The organism is Streptomyces sp. NPDC032822 (assembly GCF_055578825.1).
Genome location: NZ_JBVIOL010000032.1, coordinates 1 through 25,833, shown reverse-complemented (window position 1 = coordinate 25,833; position 25,833 = coordinate 1). Strand labels below are relative to the sequence as shown.

Genomic DNA, 25,833 nt, shown 5'->3' with positions numbered 1-25,833 from the left:
GGAGCCGCTCCGGCGGCGACGGGCTCAGTCCAGCCCAGAGATCCTGAACACCGTCAGGGCCGTCGCACGGTCGATCTGCTCGGACAGCCGACGCAGCGCTGTCACCCCGCAGAGCAGTGACCCGCGGGCTGCCGACTTGTGGGCGTCCTCGTGCAGCTGGCGCCACAGCTCAGGATTGTTCATCAGAACCTGGGGATCGATCTCGACCCGGCCGCCGAACTCGTCCCGCAGGACGAGTCGCTGGGAGACGCCGTCCAGGCAGCGCACCGACACCAACCGGTCGGTGCGGACCCGCCGCTCGCGCAGCAGCGCGCGCGAGGACAGCCAGCCCTGGCCCGCGGCGACCCTGGGCGGGAAGAGGATCACGAACAGGAGCGCGGCGAGACCGGCCCACAGCCCGCACCGTACGGTCGCGAGGCTGCCGTCGCCCCAGTCGATCAGCAGGAGAAGAGCGAGAAGCATGGTCGAACACTGGACCGCGCCGCGTAGCTCCCCGGCCCAGCGGCGGTCGTACGTCACTTCCGCGGCGGGCTGTGCGTGTGAGTGGACCGAGTCGTCCCGCGCGTCATGGCTGCGTCCCATAGGACCGACGGTAGGCATCCGGGGGGCCGGGATCCCGCCCTTTGACGCGACGCTGACGGGTGCCCTGCTCCTCCTTGACGCCCGCAGCGATGCTGGCCGAGGGGCGGGACATCACCGCGACGGAAGTCGCGCGGGTCACATGGCCGTCAAGGCAGCGTCAAGGTTGGGGGCTTCGGCGCGAAGAAGGCGCAAGGAGCGGTCCCACACGGCGGGAATCGGACAGAGCCTGGGCACACCCGCGCATCGCCTCCCCGCGTGCGCGGGCCCTTCGTCCAAGGAGCACGCGTCCATGTCTGTCCTGACCATCGAGCCGGGCGAGGCCCCCGCCACCGAGGAACCGCCCGATACCGGCGAACGGCACCGGCTGACCGCTGTCACCGGCCTGGCCGCTCTCTCGCTGGACGCGATGGCATCGGTGGCGTACGGCCCCGAGGCGATCGTCTTGGTGCTGGCCGCCGCCGGCGCGCGCGGGCTCGGGTTCACGCTGCCGGTGACGCTGGCGATCGCCGGGCTGCTGGCGGTGCTGGTCGCCTCGTACCGGCAGGTCATCGCGGCCTTCCCGGATGGCGGGGGTTCGTACGCCGTGGCGAAGACGCACCTCGGGGCGCGCACCAGCCTGGTGGCCGCCGCCTCCCTGGTCCTGGACTACGTACTCAATGTCGCCGTCGCCGTGACTGCCGGTGTCGCCGCCCTGACCTCGGCGTTTCCCTCCCTGTACGGTGACCGGCTGGTGCTGTGCCTCGTGGTCCTGGTGCTGATCACCGCGGTGAACCTGCGCGGGATCGTGGAGTCGGCGAAGGCGTTCATCGTGCCGACCGCCGTGTTCGTCGTCTCGATTCTGATCCTGATCGCGGTCGGGCTGTTCCGGTCGGCGCCCGTCAGTACGGCCACCGCGGCCGGGCATGCCTCCGTCCTCGCGGACAACGCCACCACCGTCGGGGCCCTGCTCCTGCTGAAAGCTTTCGCCTCGGGCTGTTCGGCGCTCACCGGTGTGGAGGCCCTCGCCAACGCTGTGCCGTCCTTCCGGGTGCCACGGGTCAAGCGGGCGCAGCGTGCGGAGGTGGCGCTGGGTGCCGTGCTAGGGGTGATGCTGATCGGGCTGTCGGTGCTGATCTCGCGCTTCCACCTTCAGCCGGTCGAGGGCGTCACCGTCCTGGCTCAGCTCGCGGACGCCTCGCTCGGGCACAACTGGGCTTTCTACGTCATCCAGTTCGCGACGATGATCCTGCTGGCTCTGTCCGCGAACACCTCGTTCGGCGGTCTCCCGGTGCTGCTGAAGCTGCTCGCCCGGGACAACTACCTGCCGCACGTCTTCGCGCTGAAGGCGGACCGCCAGGTCCACCGGCACGGCGTACTGGCGCTCGCCCTGATCTCCGCCGCGCTGCTGGTTTTCTCCGGCGGTGACACCAACACCCTCGTGCCGCTGTTCGCCATCGGTGTCTTCGTCGGCTTCACGATCGCCCAGGTTGGCATGGTCCGGCACTGGCGCGGGGAGCGTGGGGGAGGTTGGCGGGGCAAGGCGCTGCTGAACGGCTTCGGTGCCGTCCTGACGGGCGTGTCGGCCGTGGTCGTGACGGCGACGAAGTTCGAGGAGGGCGCCTGGCTGGTCGTGATCGCCCTGCCGCTGCTGGTCGCCGCCTTCACGGCCGTGCACCGCGCCTACGGCCGGATCGGCGAACGGCTGGGCCTGGGCAGGATCCCCGAGCCGCCGCACCGTGACCGTTCCGTGGTGATCGTGCCCGTGTCGAACCTGTCCCGGCTGACCTGCGAGGCCATCAACGCCGCCGCCTCCCTCGGCGACGAGGTGCGCGCGGTCACCGTCTGCCACTCCGACCCCGAGGACCGTGCCCACGCGGCCGCCCTGGCCCGCGACTGGGCGCGCTGGGACCCCGGGGTGCCGCTGATCCCGCTCACCTCCGAGCGCCGCTCCCTGGGCCGCCCGATCGCCGTCTACGTGGGCGAGACGGCCGCTGCCGAGCCCGGTGCCCGAGTGACCGTGCTGATCGCCGAGGTCGAGCCGGACCGACTGTGGCAGCGGCTGCTGCAGAACCAGCGCGGCGCCGTGGTCGCCCACGCCGTGCGCAAGGACACGGACGCGGTGATCTGCCGACTGCGATTCCGTATCTGATCCGTCGCCCCATGGCCCGCACCTCACGGTCGTGGCCGACGGCACGTTCAGGCGCCCGGGGGATTGGTTGCCGCAGATGGATCAGCCCGCCGTAAGAGTTCCGTCAAAGACGCACGAACCTGCGTATGGGAGGCGTCAACGACAGCCGAATCCGGCCAGACAGGCGCTTTCCTCTAACAGTCCGCTCGATCCGAACCTCATCTAGGAGCTCACGATGGCCGATCTGGCCTTCGTCGTCATCACGATCGCGGTGTTCGCGCTGGTGGCTCTCGCCGGCAAGGGGGTGACGAAGCTGTGACCGCCGAGAACGTCGTCGGCCTGATCGTGGCCGTCGCCCTGCTGGGTTATCTCGTCCTCGCCCTGATCTTCCCGGAGAGGTTCTGAGACACAGATGGGTCCCGTACTTGCCGGCGTTCTCCAGCTGCTCGCTCTGATAGCGGCACTGGCGCTCGCCTACGTCCCTCTCGGCGACTACATGGCCAAGGTCTACTCCTCCGACAAACACTGGCGCGTCGAGAAGTGGATCTACAAGGGCATCGGCGCCAACCCGAACACCGAGATGCGCTGGCGCGCGTACCTGCGCGGTGTCCTCGCCTTCTCAGCCGTTTCGGTCCTCTTCCTCTACGCGTTGCAGCGGCTGCAGGGTGTGCTGCCCGGGTCGCTCGGCTTCTCCTCGATCGACCCGGACCAGGCGTTCAACACCGCCGTGTCCTTCGTGACCAACACCAACTGGCAGTCGTACTACGGCGAGCAGGCCATGGGCCACGTCGTGCAGACCGGTGGTCTGGCGGTGCAGAACTTCGTCTCGGCGGCCGTCGGCATCGCCGTCGCCGTGGCGCTGGTGCGTGGCTTCGCACGCTCCCGGACCGGTGAGCTGGGCAACTTCTGGGCCGACCTGGTACGCGGTGTCGTACGCATCCTGGTGCCGTTCTCGCTGATCGCGGCGATCGTGCTCGTTGCGTGCGGCGTCATCCAGAACTTCTCCGGGATCCACGAGGTCGGCCAATTCATGGGCGGGTCCCAGCAGTGGAACGGGGGTGCCGTCGCCTCGCAGGAGGCCGTCAAGGAGATCGGCACCAACGGCGGTGGTTACTTCAACGCCAACTCGGCGCATCCCTTTGAGAACCCGACGCCGTTCACCAACCTGTTCGAGATCTTCCTGCTGCTGGTGATCCCGTTCTCGCTGACCCGCACCTTCGGCCGCATGGTCGGCAGCCTGAAGCAGGGCTACGCGATCCTCGCCACCATGGCGACCATCTGGGTCGGTTTCGTCGCGCTGATGATGTGGACGGAGTTCGCTCACCACGGCCCGGCGTTCGACATTGCCGGGGGTGCGATGGAGGGCAAGGAGACCCGTATCGGTGTCGGCGCCTCGTCGATCTTCGCGGTGTCGACCACGCTGACCTCGACGGGCGCGGTGGACTCCTTCCACTCCTCGTTCACCGGTCTCGGCGGCGGCATCACGATCCTGGGCATGCAGCTGGGTGAGATCGCGCCCGGCGGTACCGGCTCCGGCCTCTACGGCATGCTGATCATGGCGGTCATCGCGGTGTTCATCGCCGGACTGATGGTCGGCCGTACGCCCGAGTACCTGGGCAAGAAGATCGGCATCCGGGAAATCAAGTTCGCGGCCTGCTACATCCTGATCACCCCGGCTCTAGTCCTCGTCTTCACCGCTGCGGCGATGGCGCTGCCCACCCCGGGCAACTCGATGACCAACAGTGGGGCGCACGGCTTCTCCGAGATTCTGTACGCCTACACCTCCGCGTCGAACAACAACGGCTCGGCCTTCGCCGGGCTGAACGCGGACACCCAGTGGTTCAACACGACCCTGGGCCTGGCGATGGTCCTGGGCCGTTTCCTGCCGATGGTGTTCGTCCTCGCGCTGGCCGGTTCGCTTGCCGAGCAGAAGCCGGTGCCGGCGAGCGCGGGCACTCTGCGGACCGAAAAGCCGCTGTTCACCGGGTTGTTGGTGGGCGCGATCCTGATCATCACCGGTCTGACCTACTTCCCGGCGCTCGCGCTGGGGCCGCTGGCCGAGGGGCTGGCGTCATGACCACCCGCATAGAGAAGCAAGAGGACTCGATGTCCACAGTCACTCCGACCCGGGCGCCGCACAGTGATGTGCCGACCGGCCACAAGGACGAAGGACGCGTCGGTGTGGGTCTGTTCGACCCGAAGCTGCTGCTGAAGGCGCTGCCGGACGCGGTCCGCAAGCTCGATCCGCGGGTGATGGTCAAGTCGCCCGTGATGTTCGTGGTGTTGGTCGGTTCCGTCCTGACCACGGTGTTCTCCTTCAAGGACCCGGGTGACTGGTTCGGCTGGACGATCAGCGCCTGGCTCTGGCTGACCGTGATCTTCGCCAACCTGGCGGAGGCGGTCGCCGAGGGGCGCGGCAAGGCCCAGGCGGACACGCTGAGGAAGGCCAAGACCGACACGATCGCGCGGCGGCTGGCCTCGGACGGCAAGTCCGAGGAGCAGGTGCCCGGCACCGAGCTGCGCATCGGCGACCTGGTCGTCTGCGAGGCCGGCGACATCATCCCCGGCGACGGTGACGTCGTCGAGGGCGTCGCGTCGGTGGACGAGTCTGCGATCACCGGCGAGTCGGCTCCCGTGATCCGTGAGTCCGGCGGCGACCGCAGCGCTGTCACCGGCGGTACGAAGGTCCTCTCCGACCGGATCGTCGTCAAGATCACGACGAAGCCCGGCGAGACCTTCATCGACCGCATGATCGCCCTGGTCGAGGGCGCCGCCCGGCAGAAGACACCCAACGAGATCGCGCTGAACATCCTGCTGGCCTCGCTGACGATCGTCTTCCTGCTGGCCGTGGCGACCCTGCCGCCGTTCGCGGACTACGCGGGCACGCATCTGACGATGGTCGTGCTGGTGGCCCTGTTGGTCTGCCTCATCCCGACCACGATCGGCGCGCTCCTGTCGGCGATCGGCATCGCGGGCATGGACCGGCTGGTGCAGCGCAACGTGCTCGCCATGTCGGGGCGTGCCGTCGAGGCCGCCGGTGACGTCTCGACCCTGCTGCTCGACAAGACGGGCACCATCACGCTCGGCAACCGCCAGGCGTCCGAGTTCGTGCCGGTGAGCGGGACGACGGAGGCCCAGGTCGCCGATGCCGCCCAGCTGTCCTCGCTGGCCGACGAGACGCCCGAGGGACGCTCCATCGTCGTCCTGGCGAAGGAGAAGTACGGGCTGCGCGAGCGCCACCAGGGCGAGCTGGCCGGTGCCGAGTGGATCGCCTTCACCGCCCAGACCCGGATGTCGGGCGTGGACATCGACGGCAGGAAGATCCGCAAGGGCGCTGCCGGATCGGTCGTCGCCTGGGTGAAGGAGCAGGGGGGTGCGGTGTCCGAGGACGCCGGCGCGCTCACCGACCGGATCTCCGAGGCCGGAGGCACCCCGCTGCTCGTGGCCGTTGACGACACCGACGGGGCACGGGTGTTGGGCGTCATCCACCTCAAGGACGTCGTCAAGGAGGGTATGCGCGAGCGGTTCGATGAACTGCGCCGCATGGGGATCAAGACGGTCATGATCACGGGTGACAACCCGCTGACCGCCAAGGCCATCGCAGAGGAGGCGGGTGTCGACGACTTCCTAGCGGAGGCCACGCCCGAGGACAAGATGGCGCTGATCAAGCGGGAGCAGGCCGGCGGCAAGCTGGTCGCGATGACCGGTGACGGCACCAACGACGCCCCGGCCCTCGCGCAGGCGGACGTCGGCGTGGCGATGAACACCGGCACGTCGGCCGCCAAGGAGGCCGGCAACATGGTCGACCTGGACTCCAACCCCACCAAGCTGATCGAGATCGTCGAGATCGGAAAGCAACTCCTCATCACTCGGGGCGCGTTGACGACGTTCTCCATCGCCAACGACGTCGCGAAGTACTTCGCGATCATCCCGGCCCTGTTCGCAGCGGTCTATCCGGGCCTGGACAAGCTCAACATCATGGGTCTGTCCTCGCCGGACTCCGCGATCCTGTCGGCCGTCATCTTCAACGCGCTGATCATCATCGCGCTGGTGCCGCTCGCGCTGCGCGGCGTGCAGTACAAGCCGATGAGCGCCGACAAGATGCTCCGCCGCAACCTCGCGATCTACGGCATCGGCGGCCTGATCGCCCCCTTCATCGGCATCAAGATCATCGACCTGATCATCTCCCTCATCCCCGGAATCGGCTGATCCCATGAACAACTCGGTTACCAACACCGCCCGGTTGCTCTGGGCCGGCCTGCGCGCGCTCCTCGTGCTCACCGTGGTGACGGGCGTCATCTACCCCCTGGCCGTCACCGGTGTCGCCCAGGCCCTGTTCAATGACAAGGCGAACGGCTCGGAGATCAAGTCGGAGGGGAAGGTCGTCGGCTCGTCGCTCATCGGGCAGTCGTACAACCTGCCGTTGAAGAAAGGCGAGGAGACCCCGGCCCCCGACCTGAAGTGGTTCCAGGGGCGGCCGCAGAACGGCCTCGGCAGCAACAGCGTCAACACCCAGTACAAGCTGATCCTCTCAGGGGCGACCAACCGCTCCGGCGACAACAAGGACCTCATCGACTGGGTGACCGCCGCCAAGGCCGCCGTCATCAAGGACAACTCGGTGGGCGGCTACACGGTCAAGCCCACCGACGTACCCGCCGACGCGGTCACGTCCTCCGGCTCCGGCCTCGACCCGGACATCTCCCCGCAGTACGCCGACATCCAGGTCCACCGGATCGCCGAGCAGAACGGACTGACCGTCCCTCAGGTGCAGAAACTGGTCGACGACCACACCGGCGGCCGCACCCTCGGCTTCATCGGCGAGCCGCGGGTCAACGTCCTCGAACTCAACATCGCGCTCAAGGAACTCGTGGCGAAGAGCTGATGGCCTTACGCGCACCACGCGGGAGTTGGCAGACCGGACGACACTCCGATTCGTCAACTCCCGCAGCCATGAAGCTTGTTCCGCACGGCTCCGGCCCTCCGCACGACAGGAAAGGCGTACACCGATGACCCGGGTTCTGGTGGTGGAGGACGACCCTCAGCTCGTCCGGGCTCTGGTGATCAACCTGCAGGCCCGCCAGTACGGAGTGGACCCGGCGCCCGACGGCGCCACCGCGCTCCGCCTCGCCGCCGCTCGCCAGCCCGACGTGGTCCTCCTCGATCTGGGCCTGCCCGACATGGACGGCGTGGACGTCATCAAGGCTCTGCGCGGCTGGACCCGCGTACCGATCCTGGTCCTGTCCGCCCGCCGGGCCTCCGACGAGAAGGTGGCCGCTCTGGACGCGGGCGCCGACGACTACGTCACCAAGCCGTTCAGCATGGACGAACTGCTGGCCCGGCTCCGCGCGGCCGTCCGCCGCACCGAGTCGCCGCCGCTCGCTCCCGAAACCGTCCTGGTGACGACGGACGACTTCACCATCGACCTGCTTGCCAAGAAGGCCACCCGGGACGGACACGACATACGACTCACTCCGACCGAGTGGCACCTGCTGGAGATCCTGGTCACCAACCCCGGCCGGCTGGTCACGCAGAAGCACCTGCTCCAGGAGGTCTGGGGGGTCACACAGAGCAACAAGACCAACTATCTACGGGTCTACATGGCCCAACTGCGCCGCAAGCTTGAGTCGGACCCCTCTCACCCCCGCTATCTCATCACCGAGCCCGGCATGGGATACCGCTTCGAAGGCTGAAGTGGGCGCGGTCACCACGGACCGGCCCCGCACTTCACCGCCCCCCCGGCACCTGTACCGGCCCCGCCCGCAGAGACGAAGAGACGAGAAGATGGCACGCGGCAAGCTTCGGATTTACCTCGGTGCGGCACCGGGCGTCGGCAAGACCTACGCGATGCTGTCCGAGGCGCACCGTCGCGTCGAGCGGGGCACGGACTGCGTGGTCGCCTTCGTGGAGCACCACCACCGGCCGCGCACCGAGGTGATGCTGCACGGCCTGGAACAGATCCCGCGCAGGGAACTGGAGTACCGAGGAACCGTCTTCACCGAGATGGACGTGGACGCGGTGCTCGCCCGGAACCCCCGGGTGGCCCTCGTCGACGAGCTGCCCCACACCAACATCCCCGGCTCGCGCAACACCAAGCGCTGGCAGGACGTCGAGGAACTCCTCGCGGCCGGCATCGACGTGATCTCGACCGTCAACATCCAGCACCTGGAGTCGCTGGGCGACGTCGTCGAGTCCATCACCGGCATCCGGCAGCAGGAGACCGTACCGGACGAGGTCGTACGACGGGCCGACCAGATCGAGTTGGTCGACATGTCCCCAGTGGCACTGCGCCGGCGTATGGCACACGGCAACATCTACAAGCCGGACAAGGTCGACGCGGCCCTGTCGAACTACTTCCGCCCGGGCAACCTGACCGCGCTGCGCGAGCTGGCGCTGCTGTGGGTCGCCGACCGGGTGGACGAGTACCTGAACGAGTACCGCAGTGAGCACCAGGTGTCGAAGATCTGGGGCTCCCGCGAGCGGATCGTCGTCGGGCTGACCGGTGGGCCCGAGGGGCGGACGCTGATCCGGCGGGCCGCGCGGCTCGCGGAGAAGGGCGCCGGCGGCGAGGTCATGGCCGTCTACATCGCCCGCAGCGACGGCCTGACCTCCGCGTCACCGAAGGAACTGGCCGTCCAGCGCACCCTCGTGGAGGACCTGGGCGGCACCTTCCACCACGTCATCGGGGAGAACATATCGACGGCGCTCCTGGACTTCGCGCGCGGTGTGAACGCCACACAGATCGTCCTCGGGGTGTCGCGCCGCAGGGGCTGGCAGTACGTCTTCGGCCCGGGCGTCGGCGCGACGGTGGCCCGTGAGTCGGGGCCCGACCTCGACGTCCACCTGATCACGCACGACGAGGCTGGCAAGGGGCGCGGACTGCCCGTCGCCCGGAGCGCGCGGCTCGGCCGGTCCCGGGTCATCTGGGGCTGGCTGGTCGGCGTGGCCGGACCGGCCCTCCTGACGCTGCTGCTCACCGGCGTCACGCCTTCTGTCGGCCTGGCCAACGACATGCTGCTGTTCCTGACGCTGACGGTGGCCGCGGCCCTGCTCGGCGGGCTCTACCCGGCGCTGGCCTCGGCGGTGGTGGGATCCCTGCTGCTGAACTGGTTCTTCACCCCGCCCGTCCACACCCTGACGATCGCCGACCCCAAGAACATCGTCGCCATCGCCATCTTCGTCGGCGTCGCCGTGTCGGTGGCCTCCGTGGTGGACCTCGCCGCCCGCCGCACGCATCAGGCGGCGCGGCTGCGCGCCGAGTCGGAGATCCTCTCCGTGCTGGCGGGCAGTGTGCTGCGCGGGGAGAACAGCCTGGAGTCGCTGCTGGAGCGGGTCCGGGAGACCTTCGGGATGGATTCGGTCGCCCTGCTGGAGCGGGCCAGTGACGTCGATCCGTGGACCTGCGCGGGCAGCGTGGGCACGCGAACGGCGGTCGCACGCCCGGAGGACGCGGACGTCGACATGCCGGTCAGCGACCGGATGGCGCTGGCGCTCTCGGGGCGGGTACTGCCGGCCGAGGACCAGCGGGTGCTCGCCGCGTTCGCCGCACAGGCCGCGGTGGTCCTGGATCGCCGGCGGCTCCAGTCCGAGGCCGACCAGTCGCGTGCGCTGGCCGAGGGCAACCGGATCCGCACGGCGCTGCTCGCCGCCGTCAGCCATGACCTCCGTACACCCCTGGCGGGGATAAAGGCCGCCGTCACCTCGCTCAGATCCGATGACGTGGCGTGGTCCGAGGAGGATCAGGCGGAGCTGCTCGAAGGCATCGAGGAGGGCGCGGACCGTCTCGACAACCTCGTGGGCAATCTGCTGGACATGTCCCGGCTGCAGACCGGCACGGTCACCACGTTGATCCGCGAGATCGACCTCGACGAGGTGGTGCCGATGGCACTGGGCGGCGTACCCGAGGACAGCGTGGAGCTGGACGTCCCGGAGACGCTGCCGATGGTCGCCGTCGATCCCGGGCTGCTGGAGCGCTCGGTCGCCAACCTGGTCGAGAACGCGGTGAAGTACAGCCCCACCGAGGATCGGGTCCTGGTGTCGGCGTCCGCGATGGCCGACCGCGTGGAGATCCGTGTGGTGGACCGTGGCCCGGGCGTACCGGACGACGCCAAGGACCGCATCTTTGAGCCGTTCCAGCGGTACGGGGACGCGCCGCGCGGGGCCGGGGTGGGCCTGGGCCTGGCGGTGGCGCGCGGCTTCGCGGAGGCGATGGGCGGCACCCTCGCCGCAGAGGACACCCCCGGCGGCGGCCTCACCATGGTTCTGTCCCTGCCGGCAGCGTCCGGCATTCACCCGGTCCGCCCCGAGCTTCCGGCGACCACCACTTCCTGAGTGTCCCTGATCCCGGGTTATTCCGATCGCTGCCCCACCGCCGAGGGGGAGTCCGGCGGAGGGGCAGGGGAGAGGACCGGTGCTTACAGGCCGATGTCCCGGCGGCTCATGTCGTCGAGCGACTCACGGCGGACGAGCACGCGTGCGATCCCGTCCGCCACCGCGACGACCGGAGGCCGGCCGACCAGGTTGTACGCGGAGGCCATCGAGAGGTGGTAGGCGCCTGCCGCCGGTACGGCGAGGAGGTCGCCGGGGTGTACGTCATCCGGCAGTGCCACCTCGTCCGCGAGGACGTCGCCCGCCTCGCAGTGCCGGCCCACGACGGTGACGTAGCGCGGCGGGGCGGCGGAGTGGCGGCCGATGAGCCGGGGCGCGTACCGCACTCCGTACAGTGCGGGCCTGGGGTTGTCGCTCATGCCGCCGTCGACGGCGACGAAGACGCGCTGCCCGGTGCGCTTGACCGCGAGGACCCGGTAGACGACGACGCCTGCGGGGCCGACGATCGCCCGGCCGGGTTCCAGGGTGAGCCGGGGCACGGGAAGGCCGGAGCGCGCGCAGCCATCCTCCAGCTCGGCGCGGACCCGGCCGGCCAGGACGCCCACGTCGAGGCTCCGCTCGCCGGGCCGGTAGGCGATGGCGTGTCCGCCGCCGATGTTCAGCTGGGGGAGGGAGAGATGATGCTGGTCCCGGATGCGGGCCATCAGCCCGACCATGCGGCGCACCGCGGTCACGTACGGCTTCACGGAGTCGACCTGCGAGCCGATGTGGCAGTGCAGGCCGACGAGTTCCAGGCGTGGCTGGTCCAGGATCCGGGCGACGGCGTGCTGTGCGGATCCGTCAGTGATCGACAGGCCGAACTTCTGGTCGTCGGTGCCGGTGCGGACCTTCGTGTGCCCACCGGCGGCGATGCCGGGTACGACCCGCACCATGACCTGCTGGCGGGTGCCAACGGGTGTGAGCGCGGCCAGCCGGGCGATCTCCGAGGTACTGTCCACGACGATGCGTCCCACACCCAGCCGCAGGGCGGTGCTCAGGTCATCGGGGCTCTTGGCGTTGCCGTGCATCACGATCTTCTCCGGCGGGAAGCCGGTGGTGACGGCGAGCGCCAGTTCCCCGGCGGAGCAGACGTCCAGGCCCAGCCCCTCCTCCATCACCCAGTGCGCGACCGCGCGACACAGGAACGCCTTCGCCGCGTAGACGATGTCGGCCTCGGGGAACGCGCTGCGGTACATGCGGCAGCGGTCGCGGACCTCCTGCTCGTCGAGGAGGTACACGGGGGTGCCGAAGCGGTCTGCCGCCTCGGCGAGGGAGACACCGCCGACCGAGAGGTCGCCATCGGCCTCGGGGCGTGTGGAGCGGGGCCAGAGCGACAGGCCGTCGGCGCCGCCGAGGAGCCGGGACAGGGACTGGGGGTCCGACGGCAGGGAGGAAGGAAACGACGGGGGAAGGGAAACGGTCATGGCGGGCGCCTCCTCAGCCGATCAGCAGGTTCAGACACGCGACGACGGCAGCGGCACCGGTCACCCGCAGGGCGCCGACGTGCCGGGGATGCCAGCGGCGCCAGGAGTTCTCGCGCTCACGGACCGCTGCCGCGGTGCGGTCGGCCGAGGGGGCGGAGAAGAGCGGGTCGACGGTGAGCGTGGTGATGCCCAGGGGTGCGGCAAGCGCGCGCAGTGCGGGCTCGGAGAGCCTGATGCTCGGCTGGTCCGTGCCCAGCGTGGCGGCGAGCTTCGCCGCAGAGGTGAAGCCGACGGCAGTACGGCCGCCCAGGGGAGTGCGGAAGAACCGGGCCGTACAGCCGGCGGGCCCCGACCGGACGGGGACGAAGAGAAGTCCGGCCGGGACGCGTTCGAAAGGCTCGGGATCCTCGGAAAGGACGACTGCAGACACGATGCTGCTCCTCGAAGTCGAAGAAGACGACATGCGCCGCTCGGTCGGATCGGCCGGGCGCTCCAGTGACGCTATGCCCGCGTGGCGGGGGACCGGCCAGCCGCTGACGGATGCTTGACGGGAAGCCCGGCACTCCTGACGCGACGCTGATGAGTACAGGGCCGTGCGGGTAGCCGGAAACCCGGTCACGTCAGAACATGCCGTTCGTCGGCTTGCGGGCGGCGAACGGCAGCCACCGGCTCAGCCGGCGGTGTGCCGAGGCCGGATCCTGCTCCGCGGCGAGGGCGGCACGACGAGAACCGGGCAGGCGGCGCGTGCGACGCAGTACCGGTCGGCCGAGGGGAACAACATGTGTCTCAGTCAGTCCCGCCGCCCCGCCCCGATCACCAGAACGACCCCCGCCCGGTCGGCTGCCTCCACCAGTACGCGCCCGGGTGCGCATGCCGGCCATGCCCGCCGACATAGGGCGGCGGGGTCACTTCCTGGCCGTTCCGGGTTCCCCGCTGATGGATTCCTGGTAGACGTCCGCATAGGTGGGAGAGTCGTTGACTAGGCCGTCGCAGAACGCGGCGACGTCGTTGCCGATGAGTTCCAGGACCCCCTTGCCTGCGGCGACGCCTTCCTCGAAGAAGTCGACGATTCCGGGGAGCAGGGGCCCGTCGGGCAGGTCGACCGGCCCGACCTTGAACAGGTACCTCTGCATCTCCTTGTAGACGATCCGGTAGTCCTGCGGAAGTGCCTTGACCCGGGCCGTGTGCGCCCGCCACTGCTTCTTGCCCTCGATGATGTCCTGGATGCCCACGTCAGCCTCCCAGCCGGCTCAGTTTCCTTGCGACGTTCCTGTTCAACTGCTCGCGCCACCGGTCGCGGTAGGTCCGCGCTCCATCTCCACCGGCGAGCGCCGTGCAGAAGCCCCGGATGTCGTCGCCGAGCACCTCGTGGACGCTTTGCCCGTCCGCCGCTGTTTCTTCGAGCAGCCCCAGGGCGGCGTCGAGGATCGGCATCAGGTTGCGGCCGGTGAAGTCCCCATGGGGAAAGAGGTGGGCCTTGATCTGTTCCCACGCCGCCCGGTAGTCGTCCGGCAGGGCCTCGGCCCGGGCCTCGAACGCCTTCCATTCCCTGGTGAGATCGCTACCTGTGATGGTCTCCCAGAAGTTCATCTCCCGCCCTCCTTGAGCTTGTCGATGCGTGATGAGACGTACTGCCATTTCGTCCAGAACTTCGCGAGTTCCTCGCGTCCGGTGTCGTTGAGCGCGTAGAACTTGCGCGGCGGACCGACCCCGGACGGTCGTTTCGTCACCTGGACGAGGCCGTTCCTCTCCAGCCGCATCAGGATGGTGTACACCGTCCCCTCGATGACGTCGGCGAAGCCGAGCTCGTTGAGCTGACGGGTGATGGCGTACCCATAGGTTTCCTCGCTGCCGATGATTTCGAGCACGCACCCTTCGAGCGTGCCCTTCAGCATCTCCGTCAGGTCGTCCATCGCGATTCCTCCTCAGCTCCATCAGTACTGCGTGATACCGAGTACCGCTATACGGTACCACCGAGTAGCGGAGGTTGGCACTGCCTCCTCCGGGCGGGGGAGTGGTGGTGAAGTGGTCCGGGTCGTCGAAGTCGGCAGTGTGCGGCCGGAGGTCGCGAGGCATATTTGCGTAATGACGCAACAAGGGGCACACTCCTGAGGTCGGAACCTGTGTGCGTGCTGGGCATGCCGCAGGGCGGAGCCACATCGCGGATCGGAGGCAGCCATGGGTGCCGACCCTCCCAGTCCGCGCTGCCTCCTGGGCAATCGCTGACTTCTGAGTTCTCGCGCCGGAACAGGTCCTCACCGCATCGAGCGGCGACGGCCACGGCGGCGCGCTTCCCCTTCTTCGACTTTCCCATGCTGGCCGGGTGAGCCCTGCCCCGCCGTCGGCGCTGCCGCCACGGCCGGGTCGTGGCGGCCTGCCCAGAATGTGGGTGGAGGTCTTCGTGATGTCGTTCCCTACGGACAACGAGACGGGCGCCAAGCCCGTCGACACCGCGCTGCGCACGCCCTTCGCGGCACGGCTGTCCCAGTTCTCCTGGGTGGACGTGGCGGTCGCCGCCGCCGTGCTCGTCCTGCTGTACGTGGTGCTGCGCGTGGGCCACGGAACCACCGTCGCCTTCAACACCCACGCGAACGTGAAGGTCGACACCGATCCCTCGCGACTGCCGTACGACGCGGCGCGCTCGCTGCTGCGGATGTTCGCCGCGCTGGCCCTGTCGGTCCTGTTCACCTTCGTCTACGCCTACGCCGCCGCCAAGAGCCGCCGCCTGGAACGGATCCTGATCCCGGCGCTGGACATCCTCCAGTCCGTGCCCGTCCTGGCCTTCCTGACCGTGGCGGTGACCGGGTTCATCGCCCTGTTCCCCGGCTCGATGCTGGGCCTGGAGTGCGCGTCGATCTTCGCGATCTTCACCTCCCAGGCGTGGAACATGACCTTCGGCTTCTACTACTCCCTGACCTCGTTGCCGCGCGAACTCGACGCGTTGTCACGGTCGTTCCGCTTCACCAGGTGGATGCGGTTCTGGAAGGTGGAAGTGCCCGCCGGGATGATCGGCCTGGTCTGGAACGGCATGATGAGCTTCGGCGGCGGCTGGTTCTTCCTCGTCGCCTCCGAGGCGATCAGTGTCAACAACCAGGACTACACGCTGCCGGGCGTCGGCAGTTACGCCGGAGCCGCCATCACCGACGGAGACCTCGGCAAGGTCGGCTGGGCCATCCTCACCATGGCGATCATGGTGATCGGCGTGAACTTCCTGTTCTGGCGGCCCCTGACCGCGTGGGCGGAGAAGTTCAAGAACGAGCAGTCCGAAGCGAGCGAGGTCCAGCGCTCGTACGTCCTCGACTTCCTGCGGCGCTCGCACTGGCCGCGGCTGCTCGGCCGTGTGCTGCGCCCGGTGGGCCGTGTGCTGAGCCGGGCGGGGCGCGTCCTGGGCACCGACGACCGGCCGCTGTCCGTCGGCCCGTCCCGGCAGCGTGCCGGCGACATCACCTTCGCCGTCGTCGCGGGCGGCCTGATCCTCTGGGGCCTGCTCGACCTGGGCCGCTACCTCTACGACCGGACCGGCCTCGGCGTCTTCGGTGAACCGCTGCTCCTGGGCCTCGCCACCCTCACCCGAGTGATGGTGCTGGTCACCCTCGCCACCCTGGTCTGGGTGCCGATCGGCGTGAAGATCGGCTTCTCGCCGCGCCTGACCCGCATCGCCCAGCCGGTCGTCCAGGTACTGGCGTCCTTCCCGGCCAACTTCCTCTTCCCGCTGGTCACCTGGTTCCTGCTGAAGACCGGCCTGTCCATCGACATCGGCGGCACGCTGCTGATGGCACTCGGCGCCCAGTGGTACATCCTCTTCAACTCCATCGCGGGCGCCATGGCCATCCCGACCGACCTGCGCGAGGCCATGGACGACCTCGGAGTCGTTGGATGGCAGCGCTGGAAGCGGCTGATCATCCCGGGGATCTTCCCCTCGTACGTCACCGGCGGGATCACCGCGTCGGGCGGCGCCTGGAACGCCTCGATCGTCTCCGAGATCGTCACCTTCGGCGGTACCACGCTCACGGCGACGGGGCTGGGCGCGTACATCGCCAAGGCCACGGAGACCGGCGACTATCCGCACCTGATCGCCGGAGTGGCGGTGATGAGCCTGTACGTCGTCGGCATCAACCGCCTGCTGTGGCGACGCCTGTACCGGCTGGCCGAGGCCCGCTACTCCCTCTGAACTTCTCTGTCTTCCAAGCGACTTGGAGCACGTCATGGTGCTGAACTCCCTGCGCGGCCTGCGCGCACCCCGCAACACCCCGCCCACCGACCGGACCCGCGCCGCGGACGGCGACGTCCTGCTGGAGACCGTCGGACTGACCAAGTCCTACGCGGGCGCCGACGGCGAGCTGCCCGTCCTGTCCGGTATCGACCTCCAGGCGCGGGCCGGTGAAGTCGTCGCGCTGCTGGGCAAGTCGGGCTCGGGCAAGTCGACGCTGCTGCGCTGCCTGGCCGGTCTGGTGCCGGTCAGTTCCGGCACTGTCGCCTACAAGGGCGCCCCGCTGACTGGCGCCAACCCGGGTACGGCCATGGTGTTCCAGACCTTCGCGCTGCTGCCCTGGCTGACCGTGCAGCAGAACGTCGAACTCGGCCTGGAGGCCAAGGGGGTCGGCGCCGCCGAACGGGCGGATGCGGCCCGGCAGGCCATCGACCTGATCGGTCTGGACGGCTTCGAGTCCGCCTACCCCAAGGAGCTCTCCGGCGGCATGCGCCAACGCGTCGGCTTCGCGCGGGCGTTGGTCGTGGAGCCGGACGTGCTGATGATGGACGAGCCGTTCTCCGCCCTCGACGTCCTGACGGCGGAGAACCTGCGCGGTGAGCTGATGGAGCTGTGGGAGTCCGGGCAGTTCCCGACCCGGGCGATCGTGCTGGTCACGCACAACATCGAGGAGGCCGTGCTGATGGCCGACCGGATCGTCGTCCTCGGCTCCCGCCCCTACGGCACCATCCGCGAGGTCTTCGAGGTCGGCCTGGACCGTCCCCGTGACCGGAATTCGGCCGCCTTCGAGGACCTCATCGACCGCGTGTACCGGACGATGACCGGTCGGCACAAGGAGGGCCGCACACCTGGCCGGGTCGAGCCGGTGGACGCCGTCGAGCTGGAGAAGTGCACCCCGGCCAACACCCCGCTGCCCACCGCGAGCGTGGACGGCCTCTCCGGTCTGGCGGAGATGATCGCCCACCGCGACGGACGCGCCGACCTCGCCGACCTGGTCGACGACCTGGGCCTGGAGGTCGACGACGTACTGCCCCTCGTCGACGCCCTCGACCTGCTCGGGTTCGCCGTCGTCCACGGCGACGACCTGCTGCTCACCGACGCCGGAACCGCCTTCGCCGGCGCCGACGTGCAGAAGTCCAAGACCATCTTCGCGGAGGCCGCGCAGGGCGCCCCGCTGGTCAGGCTGATCATCAGCAGCCTGCGCCAGAACCCCGACGGGACCCTGCGCGCCGGGTTCTTCCGCGACGTGCTGGCCCACCACTTCACCAGCGAGCAGGTCACCCGCCAGCTGGAGACGGCCACCGACTGGGGCCGCTACGGCGAGCTGTACTCCTACGACGCCGAGCCTCAGGAGTACCGCCTCGACGACGCCGACGCCGACCCCGACGCCGTACGGGAGGGACAGGTCCGGTGAACACGCTGCACTTCGCCGTCGGCCTCGGCTCGGGTCTGGCCGCCGGCGCGTTGATCGGCATCGAGCGGCAGTGGCGCCAGCGGATGGCCGGGCTGCGGACGAACACCCTGGTGGCCACCGGTTCCGCCCTGTTCGTGCTGCTGTCCAGTTCCTTCGGTACGGGCGATCCCAGCCGGGCCGCCGCCCAGGTGGTCTCCGGCATCGGCTTTCTCGGCGCGGGCGTCATCATGCGTGACGGCGTGAACGTCTCCGGCATCAACACGGCGGCCACGTTGTGGTGTTCGGCCGCGGTGGGGTCCCTGGCCGGGGCCGGACTGCCCGGTTACGCGCTCGCCGGGGCGGCAGCGATCGTCGCCGTCAACACCGCCGTACGCGGACTTGCCCAGCGACTGGACCGCCAGCCCGGATCAGGCGACGAGGTTCCGACCCCGTACTGCGTGGAAGCTGTGGTCGACGCCCGCGACGAGGCACACGTCCGCACCCTGCTCGTGCAGTCGCTGGCAGGCTCCGACAGCCGCCTGCACGCGGTCGCCTCCACCGGCCACGGGGGAGACGGGCAGGTCCGGATACGCGCCGAGATCACCTCCGAGGGTGCCGACAGCACCCCGGTGGAGAGCGCGGTCGCCCGCATCAGCATGGAACCGGCCGTCGTCTCCGCTCTGTGGCGACGGACGCCCGTATGACGACGGCGGCTTCAGTGCTCCGTGACCGGACGGTGCCGTGCCCGTGCCGCCGCAGGGCGTTCCTGCGCGACCGCCTCGGGCACCGCGCCCGCCTCGGCCGCGGCGTCCAGGGCCTCGGCGGCGTCACCGGCCAGCACCGCGCTCTCCAGCAGTCCCCGTACCTGGCGCCCGGCGGCCCGGTAGTAGATCCGCGTGCCCTCACGACGAGAGGTGACCAGCCCGGCCGCGCGCAGTTTCGCGAGGTGCTGGGAGGTGGCCGCGACATGCGCGCCGATCAGCTCCGCCAGTCGGCTGACCGGCAACTCCCGCTCGCTCAGCGCCCACAGCAGCCGGTAGCGCGACGGATCGGCGACCGCCTTGAGCACCGCCACCGACCGCTCGGCCCGCTCCTCGTCCCATGACGCTACTTGCGCTTCCATGCAAATATGCTAACCGGTGGCCCGGACGACATCCGCGCCCCGTAAGGAGGTGAGCCATGACGGTCCACGACACGCCCTCCCAGTCCGTGTCCGTCGTCGACTGCGCCCTGTACGAGTACGGGCGCCGCCGACCAGGGCACCTCCCGCTCGACCAGGCGATGGACGCCGCCCGCACCACCCCCGGCGCCTTCGTCTGGACCGGTCTGCACGCCCCTACGGCCGAGCAGCTCCAGGCCGTCGCCAGCGCGTTCGCCCTGCATCCGCTGGCCGTCGAGGACGCCCTCGAAGCCCACCAGCGCCCCAAGCTCGAACGCTACGACGACACCCTCTTCCTCGTCCTGCACACCGCCGTCTATCTCGAACACGACAGACTGACCCCCACCACCGACATCGTCGGCACCGGCGAGATCATGGCCTTCGTCGGCCGCGACTTCATCGTCGTCGTCCGCCACGATCCCTCCGAGCCGCTCACCGGCGTCCGCCGTCGCATGGAGGCCGACCCCGAGCGCCTCGCCCATGGCCCCGTGGCCGTCCTGCACGCCATCGCCGACACGGTCGTCGACCAGTACCTCGACGTCGTCACCGCGCTGGAGGCCGACGCCGAGGAGGTCGAGAACGACGCCTTCTCCCCGGACGCAGGCCACGACATCGGCCGCATCTACCAGCTCAAACGCGAACTCGTCGAACTCAAGCGAACCGTCGCGCCGCTCGCCCGGCCGCTGCGCGACCTCGCCGAACGCCGCGTGCCCGGCGTGGACAAGGAACTGGCCGCCTACTTCCGCGACGTCGCCGACCACCTCACCCAGGCCAGTGACCGCTTGGAGCGGCGCCAGGTTCCTCCTCTGCCTGTCTGCCTGTCTGCCTGTCTGCCTGCCGGGATACGGCACCCCCTCCGGTCATCTGATCCAGCTGCCCGCCGCGCATCCGGAGGCGGTGACCCACTGGTGAGACCCGATGCGGTCGTTCACGGTCTGGCTCGACCTGTTGTAGAAGTAGTGGGCCGTGAGGTCGTAGGCCCAGAGGTCTCCCGGGGCGAGGCAGACGTAGCCGTTCTGATACTGGTAGTCCTTGTCGTAGTAGAAGGCCACGACGTCCCTGCCCCCGAAAAACCCGCTGTTCATCACAGAGGACGCCAATATGTTGGCGGGTGCGGTGAACGGGCCGGCGCTGTCGCCCCAACTGCGATCGTCTCCCGGTGTCACGCCGAGAAGCACTCCGCTGCAGCCGGGGTGCTCCCAAGCCCTCACATTGCCGTCACGGCCCGGCCATTCCTGCAGACAGCGGTACTCCTGTGTCGCGGCCGCGGCAGAGGTGGTCGGTGCCACGAGTCCGCAGGATGCCAGGGCGATGACGACGGCGGCTGTGCCTGATCTGCGCATGAAGTACTCCTTGGTGTCCGCCTCTGGGTGAGGCATGCGGTTCCACGGATGAGCCGTTGAGGTGATGGGTGGTCAGGCCCGGGGGCCGACGATCTTCTTGGCGCCGTCCAGCGCCCGGTGCTGCAACCGGTTGTACGTGTCGAGGGCTTCGCCGTAGAGGTCGCGCAGCTGGGCAACATAGTGGCTCTCGCGCTCCTCACCAATGGAGCCAAGGCCGGTGTCCCGGGCACAGGTGGCGTCGGCCACGGCGAGCTTCAGCTCGGCCTCGAACACCTCGGGCTCAGCCGTCCGGTCGGACTGCGCGACCGCTGACTGGCGGGAGGCCCCCGGGTCCTTGTAGGCGTAGCCCGCCCGTTTCATACACCGCGACCAGGCGTTCTGCGCTGCCGAGAACCGCTGGTCGGCCAGTATCCGGGGCACGTAGAGAGACCGGAGATGTCCGGTGACCTTCTGTGCACGGAACCAGGCCCGGGGATCCCCGTACAACTTCGTCTCGGACTCGGCAAGACAGCCGCCCGTCCGCTTGCGCAAGGTACCGCCACCGGGGATCTCGACTGCGATCACCGGCGCGTCGATCCCCTCGTCCAGAGCCTCGTCATAGGCCTTGCGGCGCTGCTCGGACAGGCTCTTGCGGTAGGCCAGGTTGGGGTTGGCAGCCCGGGAGGCCGCCTCCTTGGCCAGAATGCGGCTGCCATATCCGTACTTGCGGGCCCAGTTGACATCGTCCAGCACATAGCCGAGCGTGCGGCTTTCCTCCAGGCTGAGCCGCTGAGCCTCCCAGAACTCGAAGCCCTGTCGTCTCATGCACGCGCCGATCAATCGCTGCTGTGCGTCCGAGATCCGCAACTGTTCCGCATCGCTCAGTTGCCGGCCCAGTCCGGCCGACGGAGATGCCGTGCTCTGCTCGGGGTGCTGGGCACTGCCGCAACCGGTCATGACGACCGACATAAGAAGCAGGCTGATCGCGGCCTTACGCATGACGTCCTCTCGCGTTGGGTGTGAACGGAACCGAGAGCGAGGGGGAGGGAAAGAAGTGGGGGAGGGTGAGGGCTGGAGGGAGAGCGAAGCGGTCCGCCGCGCGTCAACCCCTGTGTCTCACTGCGTACATGGGTGGCGGCTTTGGTGGGCCGACATCCAGTGCGAACGGGACTCGTACCGACAGCCTGATTCATTCATGAGTGAACGCGCCACGACTTTCAGCGCTCTCCGAAAGAGACACGTCAACATCGCGCACCCGCATTCCGGTCACACAAATCACCCAGACCGGATGTTGCGGGCGCCGTCCAGGCGCCCGCCCGCGGGCGGCATCCAAGAAACAGGGGGAACGTCCGTGCTGCGTATCCACTTCACCACTGAGGACATGGGCAACACGTGCCTGGCCACCGAGCCGGACGTACTGTGGGAGGTGCTGTTGAGCCTGCACGTGCTGCAGAAGCGGCCTGGCGCCAAGGAATTCGGCCTTTGGCGCGACGCCGCCCGCGACAGGCTCCTCGGCGGTACGGCAGACCTGTCACGCATGCTGTGCGAGCTGGCGCCGCCCGTCGGCTACTCAGCGGACTTCCTCACCCCTACGGTGGGCATCGCCTGTCTGGAAGAAGCTGTCGACATCCTGCTCTCCACCCCGCGGACCCAACTGCGCGCGGATCTCGGTGACCTGGCCCCTCGGCGAACCCCAGCCACGTGGCTGGGTGCGCTGGCCGACGGCGACCAGACAGTCCTCAGGGCACTGGGGGAAGCCGTCCGGCGCTATCACCGGATCACGCTGGCACCCTACTGGCGCTCCATCCACGCCCAGATGGAGGCCGATCGCGCCACCCGTCTACAGGCTCTGTCCACGGGAGGTGTCGCACAGTTACTCACCCATTTGCACCCGCTGGCCCGCTGGCAGCCGCCCGTACTCGAACTCCCCTACCCCGTGGACCAGGACCTCGTCCTCAACGGCAGAGGGCTGCTGCTCCTGCCGTCGTTCTTCTGCTTTGGCACCCCCATCACACTCAAGAATCCCGAGGCAACCCCCGTACTGGTGTATTCCGTCGTGCGCTGTCCTGGCTGGGCGACAACGGGCGGCACCGCCCACGACAAACCGGTCCGCCGCCCCTGACGGCGCTGCTGGGCCGCACCAGAGCGACGGTCATGCTGTTACTCGTTCACGCGCACACCACCGGTGAGTTGGCCCGTCGCGCAGACATCTCGCCGGCATCGGCCAGCCAGCATGCCACCGTGCTGCGCCAAGCCGGACTGATCTCCACCCGCAGACAGGGCAACGCCGTGCAGCACACGCTCTCCCCCCTCGGCGCCGAACTCCTCAACGCACACCGCACACCCGCTGACCTCACCCCCACGCCGTTCCAGGCACATCCGATGCGCCGAAGCGGGGGCACTGCCTGATGGCTTTGTTCACTTTCAGCAGCAGCGTTTGTCGGCATGTTTGGGAGGCACTGGGTGATCTGAGCGACTGTTGTCGTTCCGATCTTGAGCAGTGTTGGTCGAACGGGAGTCTCGTTCAGGTGATCGCGGCGAGCGCCGGGTATGGAGAACAGGGCCCCTTGGTAGCTGGATGGGTGCCTACGCCAACAAGCTGAAGTCGCTCCGGCTGCTGCGTGACAGACCCGCCCGGTGACGGGGACCGGTCGGGCTCGGGATCTGCCGGGCAATCTTGATTTCTCCGGGGCGGTTGGGCCGCAAGGCGACCCGACGCAAGCCCCGTCGAGAGGCTCGCGGAAGAACGCCGGCAGTTTCACCGTCTTCCGCGACGCCCATTCACCACTGCGCGTCAGGTGACCTGGGAGTCCACGAGAGTGGTTTCTGGCCAGCTCAGCTTTGCGTGCCGCGGAAGCCGAGGGGGCTCTTGCCCGTGTGCCGGTGGAAGAACTTGCTGAAGTTGGTGGCGCTGGAGAAGCCGAGCTGGGCGGCGATCCGGGCGGCGGACTGGCCGCTGTGGGCAAGCAGCCGCTTGGCCTCCAGCAGGACGCGGCGGTCGATGAACTCCTTGGCGGTGACTCCGTCGGCCGCGAGCGTGGCGCGGGAGAGCGTGCGCGCCGAGCAGCCGAGGGCGTGGGCGTAGTCCTCGACGCGACGGACAATGGCGAAGTCGCGGTCCACCGCGGCATGGAACCGCACATACGGCTCGCCCGGGTCGGTGGCCGGGCTGCCCGGGGCCTGGATGTGCGCGGCGCTCAGGACGAGCGCGCCGCCGCACGGCGCGAGCCCGGCCGCGCTGCGCGACCGGGCCCTGAAGCGGTCTGTGGTGTTCTCGACTTTCTGCTGAGCGTCCCGCCGAACCGGGCGGCTGTCATCACCCACACGGGTGGCGCCCGCTTACACCGCGGCGGCCTCCTTCTCCTGCTGTTCGGAGAAGACGCCGAGGGAAACACGTCCGCCCCGCATCCCTCAGTGTGGGACGGACCATCGGATGTGGGTCAGCAGTCGCGGCTCGTCGCCGAGTTGGGATGCCAGGTCTCCGAGCCGGAGCTCGCGCCCCTCCAGTAGAACGTTGCCACCGCGCGGAAACTATTCGGTGGCCCGCTGCACGGGTCGATGGTGCTGGTGCCGGCCAGGTCGCTGACGGCATGCCAACTGTCGTTATCGTCTGCTTGGCGCACCGTCACCCAGCCAGTGGAGGACATGTAGCGCTGGAGCCTCACGTTGTTGACCTTGACCCCGTAGTTGCCGCCACCGCTGGCGTCGGTGATCTTCGCCCGTGCCCGGAAGGTGTCCGCATCCGCGTCCCACCAGATCATGGTGCAGCGCTTGACCTGGGTGCCGTGGCAATCCCATGTGCCTGATGCGGATGCCGACGATGGAGTGAGGACGATCGACGCGCCGAGCGTCGCGGCGACCAACGCGCCGGTGGTGCCGACTCGGCGTACACGCTTGACCCCCATGAGAGCCCTTCCTGAGTTTCCAGACACCAAGGCGGCAGGTTCGCTCGCCTCGCATCTGATACCGGATGCCCCTGCCGGCTCCGTACGACGGGCACAGTAGCCCGGCCAGGTCGCTGAGCGTGTCGGTCGTTTGCCCCACAAGGGAGCCGTACTCCCATTCTCGTGGCCCGCCCGGAGCGGGCAAAAACAATTACATAGCATCTGAAAATCTGTCAATAAACTTTAAATGTGCGCAAATTGGACTCATTCGCTTGGATCCGCGCCCGCGTACGTGAGGGGAAAATTCACCCGCGTGGTCAACTCGGCAGCGAGTAGCGTCCTTGGTCATGTACAGCGATCTCGACGCCGATGAGGCGTGGGAGCGGCTGCGGGCCAGCCGCTCCAATCCATCGGTCGGAGGCGACACCGGCTCCCGCCGCGAAGCGCTTGACCTCTCTGTTCTTCGCCTCCGCGCTTGCGCTGGGAGGTCTCACGGGTGCTGGCATGCTGGCACCCACGGCTGCGTCTGCCGAGCCCGTCTGCGGCGGCTCCATCGACGACTGGAGGAACCTCGACGCGGCGACCACCTACAAGGGCACCCCCACCACTGACCGCACCGGCACGACAGCGGAGCGCACCGTTTCCCTGGAGAGTGACACCGTGTGGGTTCCCGGCCAGACGGACACGATGGCGTACACCGTCGCGGACGGGAAGGTGAGCTGGTAGAAGGGCGACGAGCACGGCGGTACGACCTTCACCCTCGGCTCGCCGGAATGCGCTGAGCCTGAGGTGTCTTCCAAGCGTGGGTCTGAGTTGGTCATTCGCAAGATCGGCGGACCCAGGGGTTCCGGGTATGGCTGTGAGCTTGTCGCCGTTGTATGGCTCAAAGAGCTTGGCCGCCCGGAGCCCCGCGACGACTCGACCGCTAATTGGGATACGTGACTCGATCTTCCCGTATGCGTTCCGGCACACGTTCTGCCAGCGCTACGCGGACGCCGGAGTCCTGCAGCACGTCCTCCAGGCACTTATGGATCACAAATCGGCAGACACCACGGCGGCGTACTTCCAGGTGTCGAAGAAGATGAAACGGGAAGCGGTGGACACCCTTCGGGTCCTGACGGTGGACCGGCACGGCAACCCCGCGCCAATGGGCTCAGCAGACGCCTACGAGATGCGGGCAGCCGCGGTGCCGTGGGGCAACTGCGTCGAGCCGTCGAACGTCAAGGCAGGAGGCAACGCCTGCCCGATCCGCTTCCAGTGCCCCGGGTGTGCTTCCTACCGCCCCGACCCGTCCCATCCCTTGTTCTTCGCAGGGAATCCCGGCCTTCAGGCCGGGCGGGAATGTGATCCTCGGTTTGGAGGCGCGAAGCGCCGGAGATCACTGCGTC

General features: G+C 68.7%; 25 protein-coding genes. 15 read left to right on the top strand and 10 right to left on the bottom strand.

Features of this window, described 5'->3' with window-relative positions; all coding sequences use genetic code 11:
- Positions 1 to 24 precede the first annotated feature (24 nt).
- The gene (locus ACZ5VD_RS41690) at positions 25 to 582 is read right to left on the bottom strand and encodes a hypothetical protein (RefSeq protein WP_468554591.1); all 558 of its coding nucleotides are present in this window, start codon (positions 580 to 582) and stop codon (positions 25 to 27) included.
- A gap of 289 nt (positions 583 to 871) precedes the next feature.
- Between ACZ5VD_RS41690 and ACZ5VD_RS41685 the strand changes: the two genes are divergently transcribed.
- The 7 genes from ACZ5VD_RS41685 to ACZ5VD_RS41655 all read left to right on the top strand — a co-directional run bounded on the left by ACZ5VD_RS41685 (position 872) and on the right by ACZ5VD_RS41655 (position 11,017).
- Positions 872 to 2,710 (top strand): APC family permease, encoded by a 1,839-nt coding sequence (locus ACZ5VD_RS41685; RefSeq protein WP_468685680.1) that lies wholly within the window; start codon positions 872 to 874, stop codon positions 2,708 to 2,710.
- A 294-nt stretch (positions 2,711 to 3,004) separates the two neighbouring features.
- A complete protein-coding gene (kdpF, locus tag ACZ5VD_RS41680) occupies positions 3,005 to 3,094 on the top strand; it encodes a K(+)-transporting ATPase subunit F (protein ID WP_018566520.1) in 90 nt (29 codons plus the stop codon).
- 7 nt (positions 3,095 to 3,101) lie between these two features.
- Positions 3,102 to 4,766 (top strand): potassium-transporting ATPase subunit KdpA, encoded by a 1,665-nt coding sequence (kdpA, locus tag ACZ5VD_RS41675; protein WP_468685678.1) that lies wholly within the window; start codon positions 3,102 to 3,104, stop codon positions 4,764 to 4,766.
- Entirely contained in the window at positions 4,763 to 6,898 is a 2,136-nt protein-coding gene (gene kdpB, locus ACZ5VD_RS41670) for a potassium-transporting ATPase subunit KdpB (protein ID WP_468685676.1), read from the top strand. The genes kdpA and kdpB overlap by 4 nt, the downstream gene beginning before the upstream one ends.
- 4 nt (positions 6,899 to 6,902) lie before the next feature.
- Positions 6,903 to 7,571: a potassium-transporting ATPase subunit C gene (locus tag ACZ5VD_RS41665; RefSeq protein WP_468685675.1), complete on the top strand. Its 669-nt coding sequence runs from the start codon at positions 6,903 to 6,905 to the stop codon at positions 7,569 to 7,571.
- A gap of 124 nt (positions 7,572 to 7,695) precedes the next feature.
- Entirely contained in the window at positions 7,696 to 8,379 is a 684-nt protein-coding gene (locus tag ACZ5VD_RS41660) for a response regulator (protein ID WP_468554596.1), read from the top strand.
- Positions 8,380 to 8,470: 91 nt separating this feature from the next.
- The gene (locus tag ACZ5VD_RS41655) at positions 8,471 to 11,017 is read left to right on the top strand and encodes a DUF4118 domain-containing protein (RefSeq protein ID WP_468554597.1); all 2,547 of its coding nucleotides are present in this window, start codon (positions 8,471 to 8,473) and stop codon (positions 11,015 to 11,017) included.
- 83 nt (positions 11,018 to 11,100) lie between these two features.
- Here the strand turns inward: ACZ5VD_RS41655 and lysA are convergent, their stop codons facing one another.
- The 5 genes from lysA to ACZ5VD_RS41630 form a co-directional block, all read right to left on the bottom strand.
- A complete protein-coding gene (gene lysA / locus ACZ5VD_RS41650; RefSeq protein WP_468554598.1) occupies positions 11,101 to 12,477 on the bottom strand; it encodes a diaminopimelate decarboxylase in 1,377 nt (458 codons plus the stop codon).
- A gap of 13 nt (positions 12,478 to 12,490) precedes the next feature.
- Positions 12,491 to 12,907, bottom strand: coding sequence for an SAV_915 family protein (locus tag ACZ5VD_RS41645; RefSeq protein ID WP_468685673.1), 417 nt, complete (start codon positions 12,905 to 12,907; stop codon positions 12,491 to 12,493).
- A 475-nt stretch (positions 12,908 to 13,382) separates the two neighbouring features.
- Positions 13,383 to 13,709: a DUF1048 domain-containing protein gene (locus ACZ5VD_RS41640; protein WP_468554600.1), complete on the bottom strand. Its 327-nt coding sequence runs from the start codon at positions 13,707 to 13,709 to the stop codon at positions 13,383 to 13,385.
- Position 13,710: 1 nt separating this feature from the next.
- Positions 13,711 to 14,067 (bottom strand): DUF1048 domain-containing protein, encoded by a 357-nt coding sequence (locus ACZ5VD_RS41635; protein WP_468554601.1) that lies wholly within the window; start codon positions 14,065 to 14,067, stop codon positions 13,711 to 13,713.
- Positions 14,064 to 14,390 carry a PadR family transcriptional regulator gene (locus tag ACZ5VD_RS41630; protein WP_468685671.1) on the bottom strand — a complete coding sequence of 109 codons (327 nt, stop codon included), beginning with the start codon at positions 14,388 to 14,390 and terminating at the stop codon, positions 14,064 to 14,066. The genes ACZ5VD_RS41635 and ACZ5VD_RS41630 overlap by 4 nt, the downstream gene beginning before the upstream one ends.
- A gap of 491 nt (positions 14,391 to 14,881) precedes the next feature.
- Here ACZ5VD_RS41630 and ACZ5VD_RS41625 point away from each other — a divergent pair, with 491 nt between their 5' ends.
- From ACZ5VD_RS41625 to ACZ5VD_RS41615, 3 genes are read left to right on the top strand one after another with little or no spacing between them, the layout of a single operon-like run.
- The gene (locus tag ACZ5VD_RS41625) at positions 14,882 to 16,648 is read left to right on the top strand and encodes an ABC transporter permease (protein WP_468685669.1); all 1,767 of its coding nucleotides are present in this window, start codon (positions 14,882 to 14,884) and stop codon (positions 16,646 to 16,648) included.
- A gap of 34 nt (positions 16,649 to 16,682) precedes the next feature.
- Positions 16,683 to 18,101, top strand: a complete 1,419-nt coding sequence (locus ACZ5VD_RS41620) for an ABC transporter ATP-binding protein (RefSeq protein ID WP_468685667.1) — start codon at positions 16,683 to 16,685, stop codon at positions 18,099 to 18,101.
- Positions 18,098 to 18,784, top strand: coding sequence for an MgtC/SapB family protein (locus tag ACZ5VD_RS41615; RefSeq protein WP_468685665.1), 687 nt, complete (start codon positions 18,098 to 18,100; stop codon positions 18,782 to 18,784). Before ACZ5VD_RS41620 ends, ACZ5VD_RS41615 begins: the two co-directional genes overlap by 4 nt.
- 11 nt (positions 18,785 to 18,795) lie before the next feature.
- Here ACZ5VD_RS41615 and ACZ5VD_RS41610 read toward each other — a convergent pair whose 3' ends face one another.
- A complete protein-coding gene (locus ACZ5VD_RS41610; RefSeq protein WP_468554606.1) occupies positions 18,796 to 19,203 on the bottom strand; it encodes an ArsR/SmtB family transcription factor in 408 nt (135 codons plus the stop codon).
- Between the two features lie 56 nt (positions 19,204 to 19,259).
- On the opposite strand from ACZ5VD_RS41610, the gene ACZ5VD_RS41605 reads away from it, so the two are divergent.
- Complete coding sequence (locus ACZ5VD_RS41605; RefSeq protein ID WP_468685664.1) at positions 19,260 to 20,573, top strand: magnesium and cobalt transport protein CorA; 1,314 nt, start codon at positions 19,260 to 19,262, stop codon at positions 20,571 to 20,573.
- Between the two features lie 81 nt (positions 20,574 to 20,654).
- On the opposite strand, the gene ACZ5VD_RS41600 is transcribed toward ACZ5VD_RS41605, so the two are convergent.
- A complete protein-coding gene (locus ACZ5VD_RS41600; RefSeq protein ID WP_468685662.1) occupies positions 20,655 to 21,560 on the bottom strand; it encodes a hypothetical protein in 906 nt (301 codons plus the stop codon).
- Positions 21,561 to 21,912: 352 nt separating this feature from the next.
- Between ACZ5VD_RS41600 and ACZ5VD_RS41595 the strand changes: the two genes are divergently transcribed.
- Together ACZ5VD_RS41595 and ACZ5VD_RS41590 are read left to right on the top strand one after the other, a co-directional pair.
- Positions 21,913 to 22,683, top strand: a complete 771-nt coding sequence (locus tag ACZ5VD_RS41595; protein WP_468685660.1) for a transcriptional regulator — start codon at positions 21,913 to 21,915, stop codon at positions 22,681 to 22,683.
- A gap of 32 nt (positions 22,684 to 22,715) precedes the next feature.
- Entirely contained in the window at positions 22,716 to 22,970 is a 255-nt protein-coding gene (locus tag ACZ5VD_RS41590; protein WP_468685658.1) for an ArsR/SmtB family transcription factor, read from the top strand.
- 426 nt (positions 22,971 to 23,396) lie between these two features.
- Here the strand turns inward: ACZ5VD_RS41590 and ACZ5VD_RS41585 are convergent, their stop codons facing one another.
- Together ACZ5VD_RS41585 and ACZ5VD_RS41580 are read right to left on the bottom strand one after the other, a co-directional pair.
- A complete protein-coding gene (locus tag ACZ5VD_RS41585) occupies positions 23,397 to 23,885 on the bottom strand; it encodes a helix-turn-helix domain-containing protein (protein WP_468685657.1) in 489 nt (162 codons plus the stop codon).
- A gap of 116 nt (positions 23,886 to 24,001) precedes the next feature.
- Positions 24,002 to 24,466, bottom strand: coding sequence for a hypothetical protein (locus tag ACZ5VD_RS41580; RefSeq protein ID WP_468685655.1), 465 nt, complete (start codon positions 24,464 to 24,466; stop codon positions 24,002 to 24,004).
- Positions 24,467 to 24,949: 483 nt separating this feature from the next.
- Here ACZ5VD_RS41580 and ACZ5VD_RS41575 point away from each other — a divergent pair, with 483 nt between their 5' ends.
- Together ACZ5VD_RS41575 and ACZ5VD_RS41570 are read left to right on the top strand one after the other, a co-directional pair.
- The gene (locus ACZ5VD_RS41575) at positions 24,950 to 25,171 is read left to right on the top strand and encodes a hypothetical protein (RefSeq protein ID WP_468685653.1); all 222 of its coding nucleotides are present in this window, start codon (positions 24,950 to 24,952) and stop codon (positions 25,169 to 25,171) included.
- A gap of 127 nt (positions 25,172 to 25,298) precedes the next feature.
- On the top strand, positions 25,299 to 25,833 hold a 535-nt coding region (locus ACZ5VD_RS41570), incomplete at its 3' end, for a tyrosine-type recombinase/integrase (RefSeq protein ID WP_468685652.1).